The following is a 23,166-nucleotide window of genomic DNA, read 5'->3' on the forward strand; positions in this document are numbered from 1 at the left end:
GATCGCCCGGTCGGCCCCCATGGCAAGACCGGTGCGCAGCGTTTCCTGCGCCTGCTTGACGCCGATCGAGACGACGATGACCTCGTCCGCCTTGCCGGCTTCCTTGAGGCGAATGGCCTCCTCGACCGCGATCTCGTCGAACGGGTTCATGGACATCTTGACATTGGCCAGATCGACGCCGCTGCCATCCGCCTTGACGCGGACTTTCACGTTGTAGTCGATCACCCGTTTGACAGGCACGAGTACCTTCATCGGTATGCTCTCCCTTGGTCCGGATGACGCGAGATGCCCCATCCCTGATGAATTTCAGGCCTTAGATAGCGCGATGATCCGGGTTCCGACAGGGGGAAATCGACGAAACGTGGCGCGCGAACGTCGCGTTTTCCGGTCCGGCATGTTCGGGCCCTGCGCCGGTTCCGTGCATCAGTCGCAGATCGTCTTGAGATCGCTGAAGGCGTCGGGGGCGAGCAGGGGCACCGGCGCAAATCCTGCCGGGGTGGCGTCCTGCGCGGCTGCGATGCGGGCCGAAAGCTCGGGGTGGCTCATGAAATGGGCCATGATCGACGGCACTTCGCCGCCCATGTCGCGGAAGCGTTCGAACATCGCGCCCAAGGCCGCGGGCGACAGGTCCGCGCGTTCCAGCATGCCATGGGCGAAGGTGTCGGCGCGGGTCTCGGCCCCTTGCGAATAGCGCGCCTCGATCAGCCGTTCGGTCAGAAAGAGCACCGCGGCCCCGCCCGCGAAATCACCCAGCAGGAGCCCCAGCACACCGATGGACCCGGCCGAGCGCAAGGCGTGCCGCGTCGGGTCGCGGCTGACCACGTGGCCGACCTCGTGGGCGAAGACGGCGGCAATCTCCTCGGGGCTTTCGGCGGCGTCGATCAGGCCACGGAAAAACACGATATAGCCCCCCGGCAAGGCGAAGGCGTTGACCATCTCGTGGTCGAGCACGTGCACCGACAGCGCGTGCGGCAGGTCCGTGCCCGCTGCCAGCCTGTCGCGGATCGCGTCCAGCGCGGCGGTGCCCGCCGGATTGCCGCAGAACGCCACCGGCGCGACGCTGCCGGGCCCAAGCGCCGCGCGGATCTGGTCGAGCGTCGCCTCGCCCAGTGCGCGTTCGCCCTCGGGCGGAATGAAGCGCGCCATCTGGTCCGCCATGATCGGCACCAGCACGAAGATGATCAGCGCGACCGACCCCAGCGCCGCCGCTGCCCAGCGGGCGATCCGGCCCCGGTTCGCGACCGGCAACCCGCGTCGTCGCGCGCTCAGTCGCGGGGCAAGATCGCGATCAGTCAGCACCAGCCGGGCCAACGGGTCGTCCTTCAGGCGCAGCACCAGAAGGTCGCCGCCCGCCTGATCCGGCACCTCGCGCACGTCCTCGAGAGGCCAGCCATAAACGTCGTCCGCGGCCTCGAAGACAAGGCAACCCGCGACCTCGTCGATGCCCAGGGCAACCGCATGCGGGGTCGGGGTCAGCCCGTCGAAGAAGGTGGCGCGCCTGCTGAACGTGGCGGGACGGGGGCCCACATGGATGATCGTGCCGGTCAAATCGCCGCTCCCACATCCAGCGCCTCGGCGAAGCCTTCGGCCTGTCGGGCGTGGTCGCGCGGGCGTTGCCGGATCGCGGCCAACCCTTCGGGTGCGCCCACCGCCAACCGGACGGCGTAGTGCCGCATCACGGGCATGGTGACGAAGACATGGGTCAAGGCCGACCACATCAGGAAAATGCTGAAATACAGCCCGATGGACAGCATCACCAGGGCCAGGCGTGGCATCGCGTCGAGCCAGGGCAGGGCGTCGCCCGCACCCATCTCGACCAGCACATCGGCCGCCTGCACACCGATGATCGCGACGCCAAGGATCACCGACGGCACCGCCAGGATCAGCAGCGTGGCCAGGTAGCCGACGGCCTGGATCAACAGCACGCGCGCGGCATTGGGCGCGAAATGCAGCCTGACATCGCCGAGGCGCTTGGCCTCGGTCAGCCGCTTCAGGGTATCGACGCGATAATAGACAAGCCCGAAGAGGCCCGCACCGAACGCAAGGATGGCGACGCTGCTTCCGGTCGCGGGCTGACCGTTCCAATAGGCAAGCGCCGACAGCGCGGCGAGCGCCAGCGCGACGAAGATCCAGCGCGCCGAGGGATAGAGCATCGTCCAGCGCCCCCCCTGCACCATGCGCGCATCGCCATAGAAGGTCCGGTCGGTCTTGTATTTCTCAAGCCAGAAGGTCATCCGCGGCCAGAGCAGGCCAAGGCTGAGGATCGTGACGATCCAGTGCCCAAGCGCCCGGAAGGCATAGCCCCAGGCCCCCGGCGCAAGCCCGAACCTCAGGCCCCGCCATCGGGTGCGCGCCAGCACGTAGCGGCGGGCACGGTACTGGGCATAGAACCACAGGGGAACGACGCCCAGCAAGCTCAGCGCATAGGCCGCGACATTGCCCTGGAACAGCGAGAAACTGAGGAACATCAACACAAGGTTCACCACGCCGATATAAAAGGCGAGGATCACCACCGCGATCAGGAAGCCCAGCAGCTTCTCCCAGGGGTCGCCGACATATTCCAGCGGGTGCCCGCCGGGCCGGATCGCCGACCAATACCAGCGGCGCAGGCGCGTCTTCATCCAGAAGCGGTAAAACCCCAGCGTCAGTACCGTCAGGATGCCGGTGCGCACCGCAAGCGACAGAAGCGGCCCGCGCCGCCCCGAAAACTCCGTCGTCAGCGCGCCCTCAGGTAAAGCTGTTGTCGCGTGGGAAACCGCGCGGTGCCATGCGTCCCGAGGAGGCGCGCTTGGCGATCCACTCGTCAAGCTCGGGTCGCTCGACGGTGCGGGTGCGTCCGGCGGGGTCGTGCCAGGAGAGGCCGTCCCCCAGGGTGAACGTGGTGGCATCCGAGAGCCCCCCATCCTTGTATTTCTGCAGGCGCACGCCCTTGCCGCGCCCCATCTCGGGCAATTCGTCCAGCGCAAAGACCAGCACCTTGCGGTTCTCGCCGACCACGGCGACCGCATCGCCGGTCACCGGTCTGACGATCCGCGCCTTCACGTCACCGCGCACGTTCAGCACCTGCTTGCCCGCGCGGGTCTGGGCCACGACCTCGTCCTCGGGCACGACAAAACCATCCCCCGCCGAGGACGCCACCAGCAGTTTCTGCCCCGGCTTGTAGATCAGGATATCGAGGATCTCCGCCTCGTTCGGCAGGTCCACCTGCAGGCGCAAGGGTTCACCCATGCCGCGCCCGCCGGGCAGGGTGGACGCCGACAGGGTGTAAAACCGCCCGTTCGAGGCAAAGACCAGCAGCCGGTCCGTCGTTTCGGCGTGGAAGGTGAAGCGCGCGGCATCGCCGTCCTTGAACTTCAGTTCGCGGCCAAGGTCGATATGGCCGTTCATGGCGCGGATCCAGCCCATCTGCGAACAGACAACGGTGATCGGTTCGCGCTCGATCATCGCTTCGAGGGGCACCTCTTCGATGGTGCCGGCCTCGGCGAAATCGGTGCGGCGCGCGCCGCCTGCGTAATCCTTGCCGAAGGTCTTGCGGGCGTCCTTCAACTGCCCCGAGATCTGCGCCCATTGCAGCGCCTCGCTGTCAAGCAGGTCCTCGAGCCCGGCGCGCTCCTCCATCAGGCGGTCGCGCTCGGCGACAAGCTCCATCTCTTCGAGCCGCCGCAGCGACCGCAGGCGCATGTTGAGGATCGCCTCGGCCTGCACGTCGGTCAGGCCCAGCCCGTCCTCGGATGCCACCGGCGGCGGCGGCACGTAGTCGTGCTGGTCGGTGGCGCGGACATGATCGCGGCCCCAATCCTCGCGGCACAGCGCCGCCTTGGGGTCGTCGTCGTAGCGGATGATGTCGATCACCCGGTTGAGGTTCAGGAACGCCACGATCAGCCCTTCGAGCACCTCGAGCCGGTGGTCGATCTTCTCCATCCGGAAGCGCGAGCGGCGCATCAGCACGTCGCGGCGGAAGTCGAGGAATGCGCGCAGCACCTCTTTCAGCGAACAGACCTGCGGCGTCACCCCGTCGATCAGCACGTTCATGTTGAGGCTGAACCTGACCTCCAGATCGGTGCTCCGGAACAGCATCCCCATCAGCACCTCCGGGTCCACGTTCTTCGACCGCGGCTCCAGAACCATGCGAATGTCTTCCGCGCTTTCGTCGCGTATGTCGGCAAGGATCGGGACCTTCTTGGTCTGGATCACCTCGGCCAGACGTTCGACCAGCTTGGACTTCTGCACCTGGTACGGGATCTCGGTGACGATGATCTGCCAGGTGCCGCGATCCAGCTTTTCCACATGCCATTTCGCCCGCAGACGGAACGACCCGCGCCCGGTGCGATACGCCTCGGCGATGTTTTCGCGCGGCTCGACGATGGTGCCGCCGGTGGGGAAATCCGGGCCGGGAATGTAGTTCAGCAGGGTCTCGTCGCGCGCGTCGGGCGTGCGGATCAGGTGCAGGCAGGCCTCGATCAACTCGACGATGTTGTGCGGCGGGATGTTGGTCGCCATGCCCACGGCGATACCGCTCGACCCGTTGGCCAGCAGGTTCGGATAGGTGGCGGGCAGCACCACCGGTTCTTCCAGGCGTCCGTCGTAATTGGGCCGGAAATCGACCGCGTCTTCGTCCAGTCCGACCAGCAGCGCCTCTGACATCACGGTCATGCGCGCCTCGGTGTAGCGCGAGGCCGCGGGGTTGTCGCCGTCGATGTTGCCGAAGTTGCCCTGACCGTCGACCAGCGGATAGCGCACCGCGAAATCCTGCGCGAGACGCGCCATGGCGTCGTAGATCGCGGCGTCGCCGTGGGGATGGAAATCGCCCATGGTGTCGCCCGAAATCTTCGCCGACTTCAGAAACCCCCCGGTCGAACTGAGCCGCAGTCGCCGCATGGCATAGAGAATCCGCCGGTGCACCGGCTTCAGCCCATCGCGCGCATCGGGCAAGGCCCGGTTCATGATCGTCGAAAGGGCGTAGGTCAGGTAGCGCTCGCCAATGGCGCGGCGCAGTGGCTCTGCCACGTCCCTGGGGTTCATCTTGGGGTCGAGCGCGTCTTCATCCATAAAAACCGGTGATAGCCGGGCAGCGGTGACGCGGCAAGCGACGTAGATAAAAGTCGGGACCTTTTCGCTCTGTGGTGAGTTGGGTGTGAGATAAGCAAGAAGTTGCCGACTTGCCCCGGCGCTTCATTCTGACAAAAACAATACCATGGGGGATACCATGACCCGTTTCATCCTGCTGACCTTCGGCGTTCTTGGGTTTACCTACTACGAGATGAGCGGCGGTGCCGACTTCGAGCCCGGCTCATACACGAAGAACGCATCCGAACTGCAGGCATCCGTCGCGCCCGAGCGCCAGCCCGCTGCCCGATCCACCGCCCGTCCCGATTTCCAGCCCGCGCCCGAGATGGTGTCGCGTGCCGCAACCGGTGCGGCGGAACTCACCCGCGTATCGGCGCCCGCATCGTCGCGCGCCGTGCCGGTTACCAATGCGGTGTTCACCTCGGCCAGCACGCCGTCCGCGACCCCTGCGGTGCAGATCTTCGAGGATCGCCGGATCAAGGGCGTGCTGCTGACCCGCAGGGACCCGGTCGATGTTTCCGTGACCACCACTTCGGTCGCCTCGGATCCCGACACCAAGACCGACCTGCGCAAGGTCGCGGGCAGCCGTGTCAATCTGCGCCAGGGACCGGGCACGCGTCACTCTGTCGTGACCCAGCTTGGTCGTGGCGACGCGGTGGAAGTGCTGCGCAAGGAAGGCGACTGGCTCAAGCTGAGGGTCCGCGATTCGAACCGTGTGGGCTGGATGGCCGAATACCTGGTGACGGCGGCGGCAGAGTAATTGCCAATCCCGCAGCCGCCCGGCACAAGGCTTGCATGACGAAAAGCATCCTGATCACCGGCTGTTCAAGCGGCATTGGCCGCGACGCCGCCTACCAGTTGAAAGCGCGCGGGTGGCAAGTCTTTGCCGCCTGCCGCAAGTCCGAAGACTGCGCGCGGCTTGAACAGGACGGCCTGAGCGCCCCGCTGATCGACTACGCCGACAGCGCGACCTTCGCCCCCGCCCTCGACACCATCCTTACGCAGACCGGCGGTACGCTGGATGCAGTGTTTCACAACGGCGCTTTTGCGATCCCCGCACCGCTTGAGGATGTACCCGAAGCGGCGATGCAGGCGATCTTTTCGGCGAACTTCCTTGGCTGGCACGCGCTGACCCTGCAGATCCTGCCGATGATGCGGGCACAGGGGCGGGGGCGGATCGTGCTCAACTCTTCGGTGTTGGGACTTGTCGGCGTCAAGTGGCGCGGGGCCTATTGCGCGACGAAGTTTGCCGTCGAAGGCTGGGCCGACGTTCTGCGCCTTGAGATGGCCACCGAAAACATCGCCGTCAGCCTGATCGAGCCCGGCCCCATCGACACTGCCTTCCGCCAGAACGCGATACGCGCCTTCGAACGCTGGATCGACTGGGAGTCGAGCCCGCGCGTCGAACAATACCGTGCACAGCTTCTGGATGCCCTGTACAAGGGCTCGAAAGGCAACCGTTTCGAGTTGCCGGCATCGGCGGTGACCGAAAAATTGATCCATGCGCTTGAGGCGAAGCACCCCAGGCCGCGCTACTACGTCACGCGTCCGACCCATGCGATGGGGGCGCTGAAACGCATTTTGCCCACGCGCGCGCTGGACTGGGTCCTGGACAAGGGATAACCGGCGCGACGTTTTGGTGCCTCGATAATCCGGCAGGGTCCGCTAAGTGGCGACCGGAACGCCGCGACGCATGAATTTGGAAGGAGTTAGGGTCACGCCCATGATGAACGATCCCCTGTTTATTCTGATGGCGGCGGTCATGCTGGCCGTTGTCGTCATCCTGCTCATCGGCATCGGCGGCTTCGCCAAAGGCGGAGAGTTCAATCGCAAGCATGCCAACAAGGTCATGCGCTGGCGGATCGGCGCGCAGTTCCTGGCGGTGCTGCTGATTCTGCTGTTCGTCTGGGTCCGCAAGGGAGGCTGACATCATGGTGGTTCTCAACCGCATCTATACCCGCACCGGCGATGGCGGCGAAACCGCCCTCGGCGATGGCACCCGGGTGCCCAAGACATCGCCGCGTGTGGCGGCCTATGGCACCACGGACGAGCTGAATTCCGTGCTGGGCATCGCGCGACTGCATGCATCGGGCACGCTCGACGAACAGCTCGCGCGGATCCAGAACGACCTCTTCGATCTGGGGGCAGACCTGTGCCGTCCCGACATGCACAAGGACGACGAGCAGGAATACCCGGTGCTGCGCATGGTGCCGCAGCAGGTCGACCGGCTCGAGTCCGAGATCGACGCAATGAACAAGCGGCTCGCGCCGTTGCGCAGCTTCATCCTGCCCGGCGGGTCGGCGCTTGCCGCGCATCTGCACCAGTGCCGCACGGTATCGCGCCGCGCCGAACGCAAGACCATCGAGCTTGCCGCGCAGGAGCCGGTCAACGAGGCGGCACTGAGATACCTCAACCGGTTGTCCGACTGGTTCTTCGTCGCCGCACGCATCGCCAATGAAGATGGTCGCGCCGACGTCTTGTGGGTTCCGGGCGCGAACCGCTGAAAGCGGCGGGGCGTCCAGCGGACGCACCGGCGACCGGAAGGGCGAAGCCCCGGCCCGGAGGGCGGGCGCGAACCGCGTGACAAGCGGCGGGGCGTCCAGCGGACGCACCGGCGACCGGAAGGGCGAAGCCCCGGCCCGGAGGGCGGGCGCGAACCGCTGAAAGCGGCGGGGCGTCCAGCGGACCGGAAGGGTGAAGCCCCGGCCCGGAAGGCGGCGGCGAAGGCCTGCTGCGCAGGCCCGCGCAAAGGGGCCGCCGCGACCCAGGCGATCGGCGCGGGCTCCGGTGATTGCGCCCCGTGCCCTGACCCTTTAGACATCCCCACCAATGTCCGCCTGACGCGAAGGTCCGCCCCATATGCGCCGCTTGTTCCCGCTTCTTGCCTGCCTGACCCTGCTTGCCGCCTGTGCCGACGGCGCGCGCAACCTGCAAAAACCCGTCGAGCCGCTCGGCGATTTCAAGATGGGCCATGGCATCGTGATCGCGCCCAACATCGTCAAGGGCCCGACATCGCGCGGTGCCAGCGACGCGGAATGGATCGCCGCGGTGGACGCCGCCATGGAAGAGCGTTTCCGCCGCTACGAAGGCGACAAATTCTACCATATCGGTGTCTCGATCGAGGGCTACGTGCTGGCGCAGCCCGGCATTCCGCTGGTGTTCTCGCCGAAATCGGTGCTGATCGTGAACGTGACGGTGTTCGACGACGCCACCGGGCAGAAGCTCAACGACGAGGCCGAACAACTGACCGCGCTCGAGGCGCCCTCGGCAGATACGCTGGTCGGGTCGGGGGTGACCCAGTCCAAGGAAGAGCAGATGGTGAACCTGGCCAATAACATCGCCTTCTCCATCGAGACATGGATGCGCAAGCAGCAGCGTGACGCGGGCTGGTTCGGAGGACCGGACGCCGGGCGTCCGATCGCGCCCGAACCGACGGTCGCGCCGGTGGCCGAAACGCCTGCGGATGCCGCCGCCGCCGCCCCGGTCAGCGCGGAATCGCCCGCCGCTGTGGTGATGGCGGCCCAACAAGAACCCGAACTCAGCGCGCCCGTGCAATAAGCGCGCCTGACGGCACCGGAACAGCGCAAGTCCGGCTTGATTTCCGTGCGCCGGTTCAATATGTCGCCCGCGACATGAACCGGGCCACGCGCGGCCCCTTAGAAACACGAGGCGTCTGACACGATGGCAAAGGAAAAGTTTGATCGCTCGAAGCCGCATTGCAACATCGGCACGATCGGTCACGTCGACCACGGCAAGACCACGCTGACGGCGGCGATCACCAAGTATTTCGGCGACTTCCAGGCGTATGACCAGATCGACGGCGCGCCCGAGGAGAAGGCCCGCGGCATCACCATCTCGACCGCGCATGTGGAATACGAGACCGACGCGCGCCACTACGCCCACGTCGACTGCCCCGGCCACGCCGACTACGTCAAGAACATGATCACCGGTGCGGCGCAGATGGACGGCGCGATCCTCGTGGTGAACGCCGCCGACGGCCCGATGCCCCAGACGCGCGAGCACATCCTGCTCGGTCGTCAGGTCGGCATTCCCGCCATGGTTGTGTTCATGAACAAGGTCGACCAGGTCGACGACGAAGAGCTGCTCGAGCTGGTCGAGATGGAAATCCGCGAACTGCTGAGCGCCTACGACTACCCGGGCGACGACATTCCGATCATCGCGGGCTCGGCGCTTGCGGCGATGGAAGGCCGCGATCCCGAGATCGGCGAGAACAAGATCCGCGAACTGATGGCGGCGGTGGACGCGTACATCCCGCAGCCCGCGCGCGCCGTGGACCAGCCGTTCCTGATGCCGATCGAGGACGTGTTCTCGATCTCCGGTCGCGGCACGGTTGTGACCGGCCGGATCGAGCGTGGCGTGGTCAATGTCGGCGACGAGCTTGAGATCGTCGGCATCCGCGACACCAAGAAGACGACCTGCACGGGCGTCGAGATGTTCCGCAAGCTGCTCGATCGCGGCGAGGCGGGCGACAATGTCGGCGTGCTGCTGCGCGGCATCGACCGTGAAGGCGTCGAGCGCGGCCAGGTGCTGTGCAAGCCCAAGTCGGTGAACCCGCACACCAAGTTCGAGGCCGAGGTCTACATCCTGACCAAGGAAGAAGGTGGCCGTCACACGCCGTTCTTCGCCAACTACCGTCCCCAGTTCTACTTCCGCACGACGGACGTCACCGGCACCGTGACCCTGCCCGAGGGCACCGAGATGGTCATGCCCGGCGACAACCTGAAGTTCGGCGTCGAGCTGATCGCGCCGATCGCGATGGAAGACGGCCTGCGCTTCGCCATCCGTGAAGGCGGTCGTACCGTCGGCTCCGGCGTCGTGTCGAAGATCGTCGAGTAATCGACGGTCCCGAGACGCGCCCACGAAGGGGTGTCGAAGATCGTCGAGTAATCGACGATCCCGAGACGCGCCGACGAAGGGGTGTCGAAGATCGTCGGTTAGGCCGGATGTCGGCAGGTCCCGGACGTGATCCGGGATCTCGCCTGCCAAAGCCGCCCTTCGGGGCGGTTTTTTGCTGTCCGGTGCCTTGCGTTGTCGTGGCCGCGCGCTGTCACCAACGGGATGACGTGCCACGCGGTCCCGTCTTCATCCGGTAAAACCCCTTGATGGCACCGCGTGAACGCGCATGGTCTTTCTGCAGGCGACGCAGGAGGGCCAGATGGGCGAAGACCGGATCACGGACTGGATCGGACGCGAAGAGACCGCCGAGGGCGGTGTCAGCGACACCATGGCGCGCATGATGGCGGCGACCCTGTCGGACACCGGGGTGGTGGCCGGGGTCACGGGCGACGTTCTGCCGCCGCTCTGGCACTGGACGGGGTTTCCACCGACCGATCCGATGTCCGCGCTGGGCCACGACGGGCATCCGAAGCTCGGGGGCTTCCTGCCGCCGGTCGGTCTGCCGCGCCGGATGTGGGCGGGGGGTGACGTCACCTTCGTCAAGCCGATCCATGTCGGTGAACCCCTGTCGCGCAGGTCCGTGGTCGAAAATGTCGTTACCAAGTCCGGCAAGGCCGGACCCATGGTCTTTGTCACCGTGCGCCATGACGTGTCGGGCAGGGACGGGCTCGCGCTGCGCGAACTGCACAACATCGTCTATCTCGAACTGCCAACCCGCTATGCGCCGCCCGAACCCGTGGCACCGCCCGCTGATGTCATCGCCGAACGCACCGTCCCGATGAGCAACTCCTTGTTGTTCCGGTTTTCGGCCTGCACGTTCAACGCGCACCGCATCCATATCGATCTCGACTATGTGCGCACCGTCGAGAAATACCCCGACCTCGTCGTCCACGGCCCGCTGCAGGCGCTACTGATGGCCCAGCTTGCGACGGACGTGCGCGGCAGGGCGCCGATGCGGTTTCGCTATCGCGGTGTGCACCCGATGTTTCCGGATGCGCCGTTGCGGGTTCTGGCGATGCAGGGCGCGGACGACTGTCTCGCTCTGTGCACGGCGCGCGGGGATGCGCATCAGGGCATGACGGCCACGGCGCTGTGGGGGCGCGCGACGGACTGAATGCGCCCCGTCGATGTGGCGACGCGACAGGCCCGCCCGCAAGTGACAAGGCCGGCCCTGTGGACCGGCCCTGTCGGGTGTCTTCGGGACCAGGCTTACTGGTACTTGCCGACCAGGTCGTCGATCAGGGCGCGCTTCTCGGATGCGCTGTCGCCCGAGTTCATCACGTTCAGGATCGTGGCGACCTCGGAGTTTGACAGGCCGGAGACGTCGACATTGGCGAAGCCCTCGATGGTGGCGATCTGGCCGGACGTTGCGGCAAGCGCGGCGGAGCCGGTTGTGGTGGCGAGGATGAGGGCGGCTGCTGTTGCGAAAGATTTCATGACTGGGTTCCTTGAGATGTGCCCCGCGGGGCTGGGTCAGGTGGGGTGGGTCCCCGGGGGAGGAGGCCGGGTGACCCTGGGGGTGTGGGTGGTTACTGGTACTTGCCGACCAGGTCGCCGATCAGGGCGCGCTTCTCGGATGCGCTGTCGCCCGAGTTCATCACGTTCAGGATCGTGGCGACCTCGGAGTTTGACAGGCCGGAGACGTCGACATTGGCGAAGCCCTCGATGGTGGCGATTTGGCCGGACGTTGCGGCAAGCGCGGCGGAGCCGGTTGTGGTGGCGAGGATGAGGGCGGCTGCTGTTGCGAAAGATTTCATGACTGGGTTCCTTTGTCGTGTGGGTCCGGTGGGCATCAACCGCCCGGTCCGGCGTTTGGGTGAGTGGATGTTGCCATCCGATGAGTGACAGATGGGGCGGATCGGTCCGCTGCGCCAATCACAGAAGCGGTCACGCAAGTTCACGCAAAACTGCCTGCGCACGGGCTTGAATTCCCTCGGCTCCTTGCCGGAGATAAAGCCATTTAAAAACAAATGGTTATACCGAGGCGAACTGCCGCGCGAATGCGATAACATGATGAAAAAACGGAAGAAACGGCGGTTCTTGGGATGCTCACAAGTTCTGTGCGATTGCGCACTGAAACACGGCTGACGCCCAGGCTATCGTGCGATCACGCAGGTGAGAGCGATTGTGTCGCTTCGCGATCGCGATGTAACGAATTTGAAGCGCACCGCATGACGCCGCGGTCTGCCGCGCACTCGGGCACGAGAGCTAAAATCGCCTCTTGAAACCCGTCGTGGCTGATTGTATCCGAAAGCCCGCACAGGGGTATAGCTCAGTTGGTAGAGCGACGGTCTCCAAAACCGTAGGTCTGGAGTTCGAGTCTCCATGCCCCTGCCAGGTTCCACAGGACAATGAAGGCCTGCCGCGAAGGCGACCACTGCGTTGATTGCGCCGGGCCAGGATGCGTCTCAAGCCGTCAAGACGCGTGGCCGTGCAATCCGGCGGCCGAACGGCAAATGGGGCCCGCAATGCGGACCCCATCTGGCAGTCTTCGGTCGTGGGGCTGGTCAGCCCCGGACGCGCTTAGTTGAACAGGGCGGACAGCTTGCCCGAGATGTCGCTGGCGCTGTCGTTCGAGTAGATGATCGCCAGGGCCGAGTTGACCTGCTGGTCGCTCAGCGACGACACGTCAAGGTTCGGCGCATAGCTGGTGATCAGGGCAACTTCGCCCGTGGTCGCGGTGTTCATCTCGCTGACGACCTGACGGTCATCGGTAAGCAGAGCGCGGATCGTTCCGGCCTTCTCGCTCTCGACCATACCGCTCTGTGCGGCAGAAATGGCTGCATCCACGGTCTGCTGCGGCAGCATCGAATAGTCGACACCCTCGACATAGGAGTCGAGCAGAAGCATCTCGGCTTCCGAGATCGTGGCCGACATCGGCATGTACTCTTCACCGCTGTAAAGCGCGTTCAGGCGCGTCACGATGGCCGAGCGGCTGTCGTTCGACTGGATGATGTTCATCGCGGTGGCGACTTCCGTGTCGCTCCAGCCCGAGATGTCGGCTTCCGGCAGGTAGGAGGTGATGGCCTGCATCTCGCCTTCGGTGGCGGCATAGGCCGAACCGGCAAGAGCAATGGTCAGGGCGGTCGAGGTCAAAAAGCGTTTCATGTGTGTTTTTCCTTCAAGTCGTTTCCAGTTTCCCCGATCGTCCGCGTCTGGCGTCCCGGGGGTGCGGACAATGCCGCGTTGGTCTGGGCAACTAACCGCCCGCTGGCGATTGCGTTCCGCAGAAAGGTGGGAAAACCGCAATTATCACAGCCGCTTGATCGGTCCGTGATGACACGTCAGCGGAAACACACATTATACATGCAGCGCCGATACCGCGCGGCAGACCGGTGCCAACCTTGGCCTCAGGGTTACATCCGTGGGCGTCGCCATGCGCCGGACGGTCATGCGCTGGGCCGTGCCCGGCGCGGACGTTTCCGGCCGGTCTGGGCTGCGGGACAGGGGGACATGCGCGCCCGGTGACAACCCGGCATGATCCCGCCACGCGGGGCGCACGGCGAGCCGGACCGGGCCGGGTCGGGCACCGTGCGCATCCACGAAATCGCCCCCACCCCGGGCGATTGTCCGAGATCGCTTGAAAGATGCGGGACAACGCCGTATCTGCCCCGAGACGCAATTCACAATCCGAAGGTCCCCGCAATGGCCAAGACCAATCCCATGCAGTTCGTCCAGCAGGTTCGCTCCGAGGTGAGCAAGGTCGTGTGGCCGACTCGCCGCGAGGTCGTGCTGACCACGATCATGGTGTTCATCATGGCCACCCTGACCGCGATCTTCTTTGCGCTGGTCGATCTGGGCATTCGCGGCGGATTGCAGGGCATACTGAGCATATTCGGAAGCTGACCCAGCGCCCGGGGCCGCTCTAGGCTTGAATTCGACCGGGCAGGACGGTAAGGCACGGCCAGTTCGGATATCGGGCGTGCAATGAGTCGCGTTGCACGCCATTTTCTATTGACGCAAGACGGCCTGCGGGCCCGACATGACATGAGGACAGGGCCAGATGGCGAAGCGGTGGTATTCGGTGAGCGTTCTCTCGAACTTCGAGAAGAAAGTGGCCGAGCAGATCCGGACATCGGTCGCGGAGCAGGGGCTTGAGGACCAGATCGAAGAGGTACTCGTCCCGACCGAAGAGGTGATCGAGGTGCGTCGCGGCAAGAAGGTCACGACGGAACGGCGCTTCATGCCCGGCTACGTGCTGGTGCGGATGGAGATGTCGGACCAGGGCTATCACCTGATCAACTCGATCAACCGCGTTACCGGGTTCCTCGGGCCGCAGGGTCGGCCGATGCCGATGCGCGACGCCGAGGTGCAGGCGATCCTGGGCCGCGTCCAGGAAGGCGAGGATGCGCCGCGGACGCTGATCCACTTCGAGGTGGGCGAAAAGGTCAAGGTCAACGACGGCCCGTTCGAGGATTTCGACGGTCTGGTCGAGGGCGTCGACGAAGACACCCAGCGCCTGCGCGTGGCGGTGTCGATCTTCGGTCGGGAAACGCCGGTCGAACTGGAATTTACCCAGGTCACCAAGCAGACCTGAGCGAAACGGATTTTCCCCGTGTCCCGGACTTGATCCGGGACCTCGGGGGATAAGGCCCCGGATCAGGTCCGGGGCAGGACGGAGACAGACCGTCCAGCCATTGTGGGAGGCGAGCGCGACGCGTCGTGCGGACCTGACCACGCAACGCAAAATCCGCCGGAACGCGTTTCGCGGATGTTGAAGAAAGGAAACGCCAGATGGCGAAGAAGCTTGTTGGCAAGATGAAGCTGCAGATCCCTGCGGGTGCCGCCAACCCGAGCCCGCCCGTGGGCCCCGCCCTCGGTCAGCGTGGCATCAATATCATGGAATTCTGCAAGGCGTTCAACGCCAAGACGCAGGACATGGAGCAGGGTGCGCCTTGCCCGACCGAGATTTCCTATTATCAGGACAAGTCCTTCACCATGGAAATCAAGACGCCGCCCGCGTCTTATTACCTCAAGAAGGCGGCCGGCCTGAAGCCCGTTGGCAAGCGCAACCGCCCCCGCGGTGCCGAGAATCCCGGCCGCGAGACCATCGCGAGCGTGACCCGCAAGCAGGTGCGCGAGATCGCGGAAGCCAAGATGGCGGACCTGTCGGCCAACGATATCGAAAGCGCAATGAAGATCGTTCTGGGCTCCGCGAAGTCCATGGGCATTGAGGTGAAATAAGATGGCGAAACTCGGAAAACGCACCCGCTCCGCCCGCGAAGCCTTCGAAGGCAAGGACAATGTCACCGTCGAGGAGGCCGTGTCGCTGATCAAGGCGAACGCGAAGACGAAGTTCGACGAGACCGTGGAAATCGCCATGTGCCTCGGCGTCGACCCGCGTCACGCCGACCAGATGGTGCGCGGCGTCGTCGGTCTGCCCAACGGCACCGGCAAGACCGTGCGCGTCGCCGTCTTCGCCCGTGGCCCCAAGGCCGAAGAGGCCGAGGCCGCCGGTGCGGACATCGTCGGCGCGGAAGACCTGATGGAGACCATCCAGTCCGGCAAGATCGACTTCGACCGCTGCATCGCGACGCCCGACATGATGCCGATCGTCGGTCGCCTCGGCAAGGTCCTCGGCCCGCGCAACCTGATGCCGAACCCCAAGGTCGGCACCGTCACCATGGACGTCAAGGAAGCGGTCGAGGCCGCCAAGGGCGGTCAGGTCCAGTTCAAGGCCGAGAAGGCAGGCGTCGTGCATGCAGGCGTCGGCAAGGTTTCCTTCGACGAGGCCAAGCTGGTCGAGAACATCCGCGCCTTCGTCGACGCGGTCTCCAAGGCCAAGCCGTCGGGCTCCAAGGGCACCTACATGAAGAAGGTGTCGCTGTCCTCGACCATGGGCCCGGGCGTCACCGTCGATGTGACCAACGCCACAGGGAACTGATCGGGGAACCGATCAGATTACTGATCGGTGTGCGCGGGCCGGGGGCTGAGTCCCTGCCGCATCACCTGACGGAATATCACGCGGGCGGTCCTTCGGGATCGCCCGTTTTCCTTTTCTGAACCCTTTGGCGGCATTACTCTGGTGCCGACAGGCAAAACGGGTGGGGCCAACCCGCCCGATCCAGCACCAGAGGCAGACATGGCCCAGAACCTCACGATGGCCGCAATCCTGAAGGAACCGCTCTCCACGGTGGTCAGCTTCGTGGACTGGCATCGCGCGCAGGGGGTGACGGGGTTCCATCTGTGTTTCGACGACCCGGGCGATCCGGCGGCGGACGCATTAGAGGGCGCGCCGGATATCGTCGTCGAACGCGGCACGCCCGCCTTCTGGGATCGCTGCGGCATCGACGCGGGCAAGGCCTTTCCGATGCGGCAGAACCATTTTCTGACCCATGCCTATCGGGCGGCCCCCGCAGGCTGGTTCGCGGCCCTCGATGGCGACGAGTATTTCCATCTCGACGGGCGCACACTGGCCGATGAGCTGGACGCGCAAGACCCCGAAACCGTCGCGGTCAGCATCCGCACCGCAGAACATGTCCAGACCCCGCAGGACCCCGCGCGCTACCATTTCCGCCTGCCGCAACCGCGCTGGCTGCGCCAGCAGCTGTATCCCAACGTGGCCGGGCATCTGCGCACCCGCGAAGGCTTTGCCGGCCATACAGAGGGCAAGTCCTGCACCCGGGTCGGTCTGGGGTCGCGCGTCCGCATCCGCCAGCACTGGGCCACGGTCGAGGGACGCGATCCGGTCCATGCCCGCGTGCTGACCCACGAGGATGGCGCGCACCTGCTGCACTTCGTCGACCGCGGCTATGGCAACTGGCGCGCGAAGCTTGACTGGCGCATCGCCTCGCGCGGGTACGTTGACCGCATGAAGACCCTGATCCTGGCGGCCATGGCGGCCGATGCCCCCGAGGCGGAGCTGTGGAAACTCTATGCGGAGTTGCATGTCTTCGGCCCCGAACGGCTGAAGGTGCTGGAGGATGCCGGGCGGCTGGTGTCGTTGCCGATCGACCAGCTCGGGGCGGAGGCCGCCGGGCTGAGCCGGGCCGCCTGACGGCCTGACGGCCTGACGCCTCGGCGGGGCGGGGCGGGGGCGTCGCCCGCGCGCGGGCAGGCGCCGGTGATCGCACGTCCGCCTCACACGCGCGCCCGTACCGCATGCCTCGAAAGACCGCACCCGCAGCAAGACCGCACGCGCAGCACGCGCCCGGCGGACGCCCGCCAAGGATGCGCCAGACAGACCACATCCGCCGCACAGGACTTTGCATAGGATTGCACAAGAATTCTTGCCTCGGCCCGCGATTTTCGGCATGATCGCATAACCCGCCTGCAATTGCAGGCAGCAGAGGCGCTTTTGCGCCCGTGCCCCCTTGGCAACAATTCCCAAATCTCTTAGACGCAACCCATGAGGGCACTCGTGTGATTCGCGATTGCCCTCGTTTCGTCCGAGACGGTGGGTGGGTCCGCCCCTGATGTGGCCCCGTAATTCCTGCCTGAGACGGGAAGAGCATTTCATTCCTTCGCTTTCAGAAGCGTCGGATCCGCGATTGCGACACCCCGTTCGGACCTGATCGCCGGGCCCTTGAACAGGCCCAGCAAAAAGAGCCGGAGGGGAAACCCTCCAACACTTGGAGTAGAACTGTGGATAGAGCCCAGAAAGAGAAAGTGGTCGAGGAACTCGGCCAGATCTTCGAAAGCTCTGGCGTCGTGGTGGTTGCCCATTACGAAGGTCTCACGGTTGCCGAGATGCAGGATCTTCGGGGTCGCGCACGCGATGCCGGGGCGTCCGTACGCGTCGCCAAGAACAGGCTCGCCAAGATCGCCCTCGAGGGAAAGCCTTGCGAAAGCATCAAGACCTACCTCGATGGCATGACCGTTCTCACCTATTCCGAAGACCCCGTGGCAGCTGCCAAGGTGGTCGAGGACTTCGCCAAGGAAAACAAGAAGCTTGTTGTCCTCGGCGGTGCAATGGGTGGCGACGCTCTTGACCGGGCCGGTGTCGAAGCCGTGTCGAAGATGCCTTCGCGGGACGAGCTTATCGCTCAGATCGCAAGCTGTCTCGGCGCACCTGCTTCGAACATTGCCGGCGCGATTGGCGCACCTGCTTCGAACATCGCCTCCATCCTTTCGACCATCGAAGAGCGGGCCGAGGCGGCCTAAGGCATCCCAACGGGGCCTTCGTGGGGTTGTATGCCGCACGTTGGAACACATCTAGATACGGAAAGAAGTCACAATGGCTGATCTGAAGAAACTTGCAGAAGACATCGTCAACCTGACGCTTCTCGAAGCTCAGGAACTCAAGACCATCCTCAAGGACGAGTACGGCATCGAGCCCGCAGCCGGCGGCGCGGTCATGATGGCCGGTCCCGCAGGCGGCGACGCCGGCGCGTCCGCCGAAGAGCAGACCGAATTCGACGTTATCCTGAAATCGGCAGGCGCCTCCAAGATCAACGTGATCAAGGAAGTGCGCGCGCTGACAGGTCTTGGCCTCAAGGAAGCCAAGGAACTCGTCGAAGCGGGCGGCAAGGCCGTCAAGGAGCAGGTCTCCAAGGACGAAGCCGAGGAAGTCAAGAAGAAGCTCGAGGCGGCTGGCGCCGAGGTCGAGCTCAAGTAATCCCGCAGCGGCGGGTGTGCCCCGGGCCTGTCCCGGAACCTCCCGTCTGCCCCGTTCTTTGCCGGATCCTGTCCGGCGGATGAACGGTGGGACGAAACGCATTCAGGCTGGATCCGGGCGCACCCGGGTCCAGCCGAGCCTGTCTCAGAGAAGCCCTCTGAACGCCCCTTGAGGTCCCGGATCAGGTCCGGGACAAGGCAAGGGGGGACCTCAGGTCCCGGACGTGATCCGGGACCTCGACGTCACGGGGCTTTTCTCAGGCAGGGCTCCTTCGATCGGGAGGCCTCTGGTGGGACAGGGGCCATGAATGGATCGGAGCCCTCCTTCTCGGTTGAGCGCGCGCCCGGAGCCCGACGGACGCGCCCTCGGAAGAGACACTGAAAGGTGACAATCTACCATGGCGCAATCCTACCTTGGCCAAAAACGCCTTCGCAAATATTACGGTAAAATTCGCGAAGTCCAGGAGATGCCGAACCTGATCGAGGTGCAGAAAAGCTCCTACGACCTGTTCCTGAAGTCCGGTGACCAGTCCGACCCCGCCGATGGCGAGGGGATCAAGGGCGTGTTCCAGTCGGTCTTCCCGATCAAGGACTTCAACGAGACCTCGATCCTCGAGTTCGTGTCCTACGAGCTGGAGAAGCCGAAATACGACGTCGATGAATGCCAGCAGCGCGACATGACCTATGCGGCACCCTTGAAGGTGACGCTGCGTCTGATCGTCTTCGATGTCGATGAGGATACCGGCGCGAAATCGGTCAAGGACATCAAGGAACAGGACGTCTTCATGGGCGACATGCCCCTGATGACCCCGAACGGCACCTTCATCGTCAACGGCACCGAGCGCGTGATCGTCAGCCAGATGCACCGGTCGCCCGGTGTGTTCTTCGACCATGACAAGGGCAAGACGCACAGCTCGGGCAAGCTGCTCTTTGCCTGCCGCATCATTCCCTATCGCGGCTCCTGGCTCGATTTCGAGTTTGACGCCAAGGATCTGGTGTTCGCCCGCATCGACCGTCGCCGCAAGTTGCCGGTGACGACGCTTCTCTATTCGCTCGGTCTCGACCAGGAAGCGATCATGGATGCGTATTACGACACGGTCGACTTCCACTACGAAAAGGGCAAGGGCTGGAAGACGAAATTCTTCCCCGACCGCGTGCGCGGCACCCGTCCGACCCACGACCTGATCGATGCGGACACCGGCGAAGTCATCGCCGAGGCCGGCAAGAAGATCACGCCCCGCGCGGTCAAGAAGATCAAGGACGAGGCCAAGGTCGAGAACCTGCTCGTGCCCTTCGACGACATCATCGGCCGCTTTGTCGCCAAGGACATCATCAACGAGGAAACCGGCGCGATCTATGCCGAGGCCGGGGATGAGCTGACCTGGACGCTGGACAAGGACGGCGAGGTTACGGGCGGCACGCTCAAGGACCTGATCGACGCCGAGGTGACCGAGATCCCGGTCCTCGACATCGATAACATCACCGTGGGTCCGTACATGCGGAACACCATGGCGGCGGACAAGAACATGAACCGCGACACCGCGCTCATGGATATCTACCGCGTCATGCGCCCGGGCGAGCCGCCCACCGTCGAAGCCGCCTCGGCGCTGTTCGAGACGCTGTTCTTCGACGGCGAGCGCTACGACCTCTCCGCCGTTGGCCGCGTCAAGATGAACATGCGCCTGGCGCTCGACAAGCCCGACACCCAGCGCACGCTGGACCGCGAAGATATCGTCGCCTGCATCAAGGCGCTGGTGGACCTGCGCGACGGGCGTGGCGACATCGACGACATCGACCACCTGGGCAACCGCCGCGTGCGGTCGGTCGGCGAATTGATGGAGAACCAGTACCGCGTCGGCCTCTTGCGGATGGAACGCGCCATCAAGGAGCGCATGTCCTCGGTCGAGATCGACACCGTGATGCCGCAGGACCTGATCAACGCCAAGCCCGCGGCGGCGGCGGTGCGTGAATTCTTCGGCTCCTCGCAGCTGTCGCAATTCATGGACCAGACCAACCCGCTGTCGGAAGTGACGCACAAGCGGCGTCTGTCGGCCCTCGGGCCGGGCGGTCTGACCCGCGAACGCGCCGGCTTCGAAGTGCGCGACGTGCACCCGACGCACTATGGCCGGATGTGCCCGATCGAGACGCCGGAAGGCCCGAACATCGGCCTGATCAACTCGCTCGCGACCTTCGCACGGGTGAACAAGTACGGCTTCATCGAGACACCCTACCGCGTCGTCAAGGACGCGACCGTCTCGGATGAAGTGCACTACATGTCCGCCACCGAAGAAATGCGCCACACCATCGCGCAGGCCAACGCCTCGCTCGATGAAAATGGCCGTTTCGTCAACGATCTGGTCAATACCCGCCAGTCGGGCGACTATACGCTGGCCCCCGCCGACAGCGTCGATCTGATCGACGTGTCGCCCAAGCAGTTGGTGTCGGTCGCGGCTTCGCTCATTCCGTTCCTGGAAAACGACGACGCCAACCGCGCCCTCATGGGTTCGAACATGCAGCGCCAGGCGGTGCCGACGCTGCGTTCCGAGGCGCCGCTGGTGGGCACCGGCATCGAGGGTATCGTCGCCCGCGACTCCGGCGCGTCGATCATGGCCAAGCGGTCCGGCGTCATCGACCAGGTCGATGCGACACGGATCGTCGTGCGCGCGACGCAGGACCTTGAGCCGGGCGATCCGGGCGTCGACATCTACCGTCTGCGCAAGTTCCAGCGGTCGAACCAGAACACCTGCATCAACCAGCGTCCGCTGGTCACCGTGGGCATGGAAGTCTCGAAGGGCGAGGTCATCGCCGACGGCCCGTCGACCGACATGGGGGAACTGGCGCTCGGCAAGAACGTCATCGTCGCCTTCATGCCGTGGAACGGCTACAACTACGAGGACTCCATCCTGATCTCCGAGCGGATCTCGCAGGACGACGTCTTCACCTCGGTCCATATCGAGGAATTCGAAGTCGCCGCCCGTGACACCAAGCTCGGGCCCGAGGAGATTACCCGCGACATCCCGAACGTCGGGGAAGAGGCGCTGCGCAACCTCGATGAGGCCGGCATCGTCTATATCGGTGCCGATGTGGAGCCGGGCGACATCCTTGTGGGCAAGATCACCCCCAAGGGCGAAAGCCCGATGACGCCGGAAGAAAAGCTGCTGCGCGCCATCTTCGGCGAAAAGGCATCGGACGTCCGCGACACCTCGCTCAGGGTCAAGCCCGGCGATTACGGCACCGTTGTCGAGGTGCGGGTCTTCAACCGTCACGGCGTCGAAAAGGACGAACGGGCGCTGCAGATCGAGCGTGAAGAGATCGAGCAGCTGGCGCGCGACCGCGACGACGAGCTGGCGATCCTGGACCGCAACATCTACGCGCGCCTGACGTCGATGATCCTCGGCAAGACGGCCGTCAAAGGCCCCAGGGGCGTCAAGCCGAACGCCGAGATCACCGAAGAGTTGCTCGGCACGCTGTCCCGCGGTCAGTGGTGGCAACTGGCGCTCGGAGAAGAGCAGGACGCCAAGAACGTCGAGGCCCTGAACGAGCAATACGAGGCGCAGAAGCGCGCCCTCGATGCCCGTTTCGACGACAAGGTCGAAAAGGTCCGTCGCGGCGACGATCTGCCGCCGGGTGTGATGAAGATGGTCAAGGTCTTCGTCGCGGTGAAGCGCAAGCTGCAGCCGGGCGACAAGATGGCCGGCCGTCACGGCAACAAGGGCGTCATTTCGAAGGTCGTGCCGATCGAGGACATGCCGTTCCTGGCCGATGGTACACCCGTCGATTTCTGCCTCAACCCGCTGGGCGTGCCGTCGCGCATGAATGTCGGTCAGATCCTGGAAACCCACATGGGCTGGGCCGCGCGCGGTCTGGGGATCAAGATCGACGAGGCGCTGCAGGACTATCGCCGCACCGGCGATCTGACACCTGTACGCGACGCCATGCACACGGCCTACGGCGACGACGTCTTCGAGGAAGGCATCAAGGACATGTCCGAAGATGCGCTGGTCGAGGCGGCGGGCAACGTCATCCGAGGTGTTCCGATCGCGACGCCGGTCTTCGACGGCGCGAAAGAGAACGACGTCAACGATGCGCTCAAGCGTGCGGGCTTTGACCAGAGCGGTCAGTCGATCCTGTTCGACGGTCGCTCGGGCGAGCAGTTCACCCGTCCGGTCACGGTCGGCGTGAAGTACCTGCTCAAGCTGCATCACCTGGTGGACGACAAGATCCACGCGCGCTCGACCGGCCCCTACAGCCTCGTCACCCAGCAGCCGCTCGGCGGCAAGGCGCAGTTCGGCGGCCAGCGCTTCGGCGAGATGGAAGTCTGGGCGCTGGAAGCCTACGGCGCGGCCTACACCCTGCAGGAAATGCTGACGGTGAAGTCCGACGACGTGGCGGGCCGCACCAAGGTCTACGAAAGCATCGTCAAGGGCGAGGACAACTTCGAGGCCGGCGTGCCGGAATCGTTCAACGTGCTCGTCAAGGAGGTCCGGGGTCTGGGCCTCAACATGGAACTCCTGGATGCGGAGGAGGCCGAAGAGTAACGCGGTCCCTGTCAGACCAAAGCAACCCACCGATTTTTATATAAAAATCTGTGGGTTGCGCGCTCTTCTCCCCCGCACCCTCTGAACT

The 23,166-nt window shown here is 64.8% G+C and carries 22 protein-coding genes and 1 tRNA gene; 16 read left to right on the forward strand and 7 right to left on the reverse strand.

What is annotated here, in order from left to right:
- The 4 genes from ACXYMN_RS16785 to ACXYMN_RS16800 form a co-directional block, all read right to left on the reverse strand.
- A partial coding sequence (locus ACXYMN_RS16785) for an electron transfer flavoprotein subunit beta/FixA family protein (RefSeq protein WP_459012364.1) occupies positions 1–252 on the reverse strand: 252 nt, incomplete at its 3' end.
- Between the two features lie 171 nt (positions 253–423).
- The gene (locus ACXYMN_RS16790) at positions 424–1,548 is read right to left on the reverse strand and encodes a M48 family metallopeptidase (protein ID WP_459014825.1); all 1,125 of its coding nucleotides are present in this window, start codon (positions 1,546–1,548) and stop codon (positions 424–426) included.
- Positions 1,545–2,672 carry a DUF898 family protein gene (locus tag ACXYMN_RS16795; protein WP_459014827.1) on the reverse strand — a complete coding sequence of 376 codons (1,128 nt, stop codon included), beginning with the start codon at positions 2,670–2,672 and terminating at the stop codon, positions 1,545–1,547. Before ACXYMN_RS16795 ends, ACXYMN_RS16790 begins: the two co-directional genes overlap by 4 nt.
- A gap of 55 nt (positions 2,673–2,727) precedes the next feature.
- Entirely contained in the window at positions 2,728–5,049 is a 2,322-nt protein-coding gene (locus ACXYMN_RS16800; RefSeq protein WP_459014829.1) for a DNA topoisomerase IV subunit A, read from the reverse strand.
- Positions 5,050–5,206: 157 nt separating this feature from the next.
- Between ACXYMN_RS16800 and ACXYMN_RS16805 the strand changes: the two genes are divergently transcribed.
- The 7 genes from ACXYMN_RS16805 to ACXYMN_RS16835 all read left to right on the forward strand — a co-directional run bounded on the left by ACXYMN_RS16805 (position 5,207) and on the right by ACXYMN_RS16835 (position 11,098).
- Entirely contained in the window at positions 5,207–5,827 is a 621-nt protein-coding gene (locus ACXYMN_RS16805) for an SH3 domain-containing protein (protein ID WP_459014831.1), read from the forward strand.
- A 35-nt stretch (positions 5,828–5,862) separates the two neighbouring features.
- Positions 5,863–6,690, forward strand: coding sequence for an SDR family NAD(P)-dependent oxidoreductase (locus ACXYMN_RS16810; RefSeq protein WP_459014833.1), 828 nt, complete (start codon positions 5,863–5,865; stop codon positions 6,688–6,690).
- A gap of 100 nt (positions 6,691–6,790) precedes the next feature.
- A complete protein-coding gene (locus tag ACXYMN_RS16815) occupies positions 6,791–6,994 on the forward strand; it encodes a twin transmembrane helix small protein (RefSeq protein WP_459014835.1) in 204 nt (67 codons plus the stop codon).
- Between the two features lie 4 nt (positions 6,995–6,998).
- On the forward strand, positions 6,999–7,571 hold the full coding sequence (locus tag ACXYMN_RS16820) for a cob(I)yrinic acid a,c-diamide adenosyltransferase (protein WP_459014837.1): 573 nt from the start codon (positions 6,999–7,001) through the stop codon (positions 7,569–7,571).
- A gap of 355 nt (positions 7,572–7,926) precedes the next feature.
- The gene (locus ACXYMN_RS16825) at positions 7,927–8,625 is read left to right on the forward strand and encodes a hypothetical protein (protein ID WP_459014839.1); all 699 of its coding nucleotides are present in this window, start codon (positions 7,927–7,929) and stop codon (positions 8,623–8,625) included.
- 123 nt (positions 8,626–8,748) lie between these two features.
- Entirely contained in the window at positions 8,749–9,924 is a 1,176-nt protein-coding gene (gene tuf, locus ACXYMN_RS16830; RefSeq protein WP_459013080.1) for an elongation factor Tu, read from the forward strand.
- A 286-nt stretch (positions 9,925–10,210) separates the two neighbouring features.
- Positions 10,211–11,098 (forward strand): HTD2 family dehydratase, encoded by an 888-nt coding sequence (locus ACXYMN_RS16835; protein WP_459014841.1) that lies wholly within the window; start codon positions 10,211–10,213, stop codon positions 11,096–11,098.
- A gap of 95 nt (positions 11,099–11,193) precedes the next feature.
- Here the strand turns inward: ACXYMN_RS16835 and ACXYMN_RS16840 are convergent, their stop codons facing one another.
- Both ACXYMN_RS16840 and ACXYMN_RS16845 read right to left on the reverse strand, forming a co-directional pair.
- Positions 11,194–11,421 (reverse strand): hypothetical protein, encoded by a 228-nt coding sequence (locus ACXYMN_RS16840; protein WP_459014843.1) that lies wholly within the window; start codon positions 11,419–11,421, stop codon positions 11,194–11,196.
- Between the two features lie 92 nt (positions 11,422–11,513).
- Positions 11,514–11,741, reverse strand: coding sequence for a hypothetical protein (locus tag ACXYMN_RS16845; protein ID WP_459014845.1), 228 nt, complete (start codon positions 11,739–11,741; stop codon positions 11,514–11,516).
- Between the two features lie 504 nt (positions 11,742–12,245).
- Here ACXYMN_RS16845 and ACXYMN_RS16850 point away from each other — a divergent pair.
- Positions 12,246–12,321: transfer RNA gene (locus ACXYMN_RS16850), tRNA-Trp, on the forward strand.
- A 186-nt stretch (positions 12,322–12,507) separates the two neighbouring features.
- Here the strand turns inward: ACXYMN_RS16850 and ACXYMN_RS16855 are convergent.
- Positions 12,508–13,092 (reverse strand): hypothetical protein, encoded by a 585-nt coding sequence (locus ACXYMN_RS16855; RefSeq protein ID WP_459014847.1) that lies wholly within the window; start codon positions 13,090–13,092, stop codon positions 12,508–12,510.
- A 537-nt stretch (positions 13,093–13,629) separates the two neighbouring features.
- Here ACXYMN_RS16855 and secE point away from each other — a divergent pair.
- The 8 genes from secE (at position 13,630) to rpoB (ending at position 23,078) form a co-directional block, all read left to right on the forward strand.
- On the forward strand, positions 13,630–13,830 hold the full coding sequence (gene secE / locus ACXYMN_RS16860) for a preprotein translocase subunit SecE (protein WP_459014849.1): 201 nt from the start codon (positions 13,630–13,632) through the stop codon (positions 13,828–13,830).
- 157 nt (positions 13,831–13,987) lie between these two features.
- Positions 13,988–14,521, forward strand: a complete 534-nt coding sequence (gene nusG / locus ACXYMN_RS16865) for a transcription termination/antitermination protein NusG (protein WP_459014851.1) — start codon at positions 13,988–13,990, stop codon at positions 14,519–14,521.
- A gap of 197 nt (positions 14,522–14,718) precedes the next feature.
- Positions 14,719–15,168 carry a 50S ribosomal protein L11 gene (gene rplK, locus ACXYMN_RS16870; RefSeq protein ID WP_459014853.1) on the forward strand — a complete coding sequence of 150 codons (450 nt, stop codon included), beginning with the start codon at positions 14,719–14,721 and terminating at the stop codon, positions 15,166–15,168.
- A gap of 1 nt (position 15,169) precedes the next feature.
- Positions 15,170–15,868, forward strand: coding sequence for a 50S ribosomal protein L1 (gene rplA, locus ACXYMN_RS16875; RefSeq protein WP_459014854.1), 699 nt, complete (start codon positions 15,170–15,172; stop codon positions 15,866–15,868).
- A 198-nt stretch (positions 15,869–16,066) separates the two neighbouring features.
- The gene (locus ACXYMN_RS16880; protein WP_459014856.1) at positions 16,067–16,981 is read left to right on the forward strand and encodes a glycosyltransferase family 2 protein; all 915 of its coding nucleotides are present in this window, start codon (positions 16,067–16,069) and stop codon (positions 16,979–16,981) included.
- Positions 16,982–17,568: 587 nt separating this feature from the next.
- Positions 17,569–18,087 carry a 50S ribosomal protein L10 gene (rplJ, locus tag ACXYMN_RS16885; protein WP_459014858.1) on the forward strand — a complete coding sequence of 173 codons (519 nt, stop codon included), beginning with the start codon at positions 17,569–17,571 and terminating at the stop codon, positions 18,085–18,087.
- A 73-nt stretch (positions 18,088–18,160) separates the two neighbouring features.
- Complete coding sequence (gene rplL, locus ACXYMN_RS16890) at positions 18,161–18,541, forward strand: 50S ribosomal protein L7/L12 (RefSeq protein WP_459014860.1); 381 nt, start codon at positions 18,161–18,163, stop codon at positions 18,539–18,541.
- Positions 18,542–18,938: 397 nt separating this feature from the next.
- Positions 18,939–23,078, forward strand: coding sequence for a DNA-directed RNA polymerase subunit beta (gene rpoB / locus ACXYMN_RS16895; protein WP_459014861.1), 4,140 nt, complete (start codon positions 18,939–18,941; stop codon positions 23,076–23,078).
- Positions 23,079–23,166 lie beyond the last annotated feature (88 nt).

This window comes from Roseivivax sp. CAU 1753 (genome assembly GCF_054482575.1).

Excerpts from the sequence above, each read along its gene's own strand:
- ACXYMN_RS16805 (WP_459014831.1), top strand. The coding sequence starts at position 5,207 with ATGACCCGTTTCATCCTGCTGACCTTCGGCGTTCTTGGGTTTACCTAC.
- rplA (WP_459014854.1), top strand. The coding sequence starts at position 15,170 with ATGGCGAAACTCGGAAAACGCACCCGCTCCGCCCGCGAAGCCTTCGAA.
- rplL (WP_459014860.1), top strand. The coding sequence starts at position 18,161 with ATGGCTGATCTGAAGAAACTTGCAGAAGACATCGTCAACCTGACGCTT.
- ACXYMN_RS16825 (WP_459014839.1), top strand. The coding sequence starts at position 7,927 with ATGCGCCGCTTGTTCCCGCTTCTTGCCTGCCTGACCCTGCTTGCCGCC.
- ACXYMN_RS16810 (WP_459014833.1), top strand. The coding sequence starts at position 5,863 with ATGACGAAAAGCATCCTGATCACCGGCTGTTCAAGCGGCATTGGCCGC.
- ACXYMN_RS16800 (WP_459014829.1), bottom strand. The coding sequence starts at position 5,049 with ATGGATGAAGACGCGCTCGACCCCAAGATGAACCCCAGGGACGTGGCA.
- ACXYMN_RS16835 (WP_459014841.1), top strand. The coding sequence starts at position 10,211 with ATGGTCTTTCTGCAGGCGACGCAGGAGGGCCAGATGGGCGAAGACCGG.
- ACXYMN_RS16880 (WP_459014856.1), top strand. The coding sequence starts at position 16,067 with ATGGCCCAGAACCTCACGATGGCCGCAATCCTGAAGGAACCGCTCTCC.
- ACXYMN_RS16815 (WP_459014835.1), top strand. The coding sequence starts at position 6,791 with ATGATGAACGATCCCCTGTTTATTCTGATGGCGGCGGTCATGCTGGCC.
- rpoB (WP_459014861.1), top strand. The coding sequence starts at position 18,939 with ATGGCGCAATCCTACCTTGGCCAAAAACGCCTTCGCAAATATTACGGT.
- nusG (WP_459014851.1), top strand. The coding sequence starts at position 13,988 with ATGGCGAAGCGGTGGTATTCGGTGAGCGTTCTCTCGAACTTCGAGAAG.
- ACXYMN_RS16840 (WP_459014843.1), bottom strand. The coding sequence starts at position 11,421 with ATGAAATCTTTCGCAACAGCAGCCGCCCTCATCCTCGCCACCACAACC.
- ACXYMN_RS16820 (WP_459014837.1), top strand. The coding sequence starts at position 6,999 with ATGGTGGTTCTCAACCGCATCTATACCCGCACCGGCGATGGCGGCGAA.
- ACXYMN_RS16855 (WP_459014847.1), bottom strand. The coding sequence starts at position 13,092 with ATGAAACGCTTTTTGACCTCGACCGCCCTGACCATTGCTCTTGCCGGT.
- secE (WP_459014849.1), top strand. The coding sequence starts at position 13,630 with ATGGCCAAGACCAATCCCATGCAGTTCGTCCAGCAGGTTCGCTCCGAG.
- tuf (WP_459013080.1), top strand. The coding sequence starts at position 8,749 with ATGGCAAAGGAAAAGTTTGATCGCTCGAAGCCGCATTGCAACATCGGC.
- rplK (WP_459014853.1), top strand. The coding sequence starts at position 14,719 with ATGGCGAAGAAGCTTGTTGGCAAGATGAAGCTGCAGATCCCTGCGGGT.
- ACXYMN_RS16845 (WP_459014845.1), bottom strand. The coding sequence starts at position 11,741 with ATGAAATCTTTCGCAACAGCAGCCGCCCTCATCCTCGCCACCACAACC.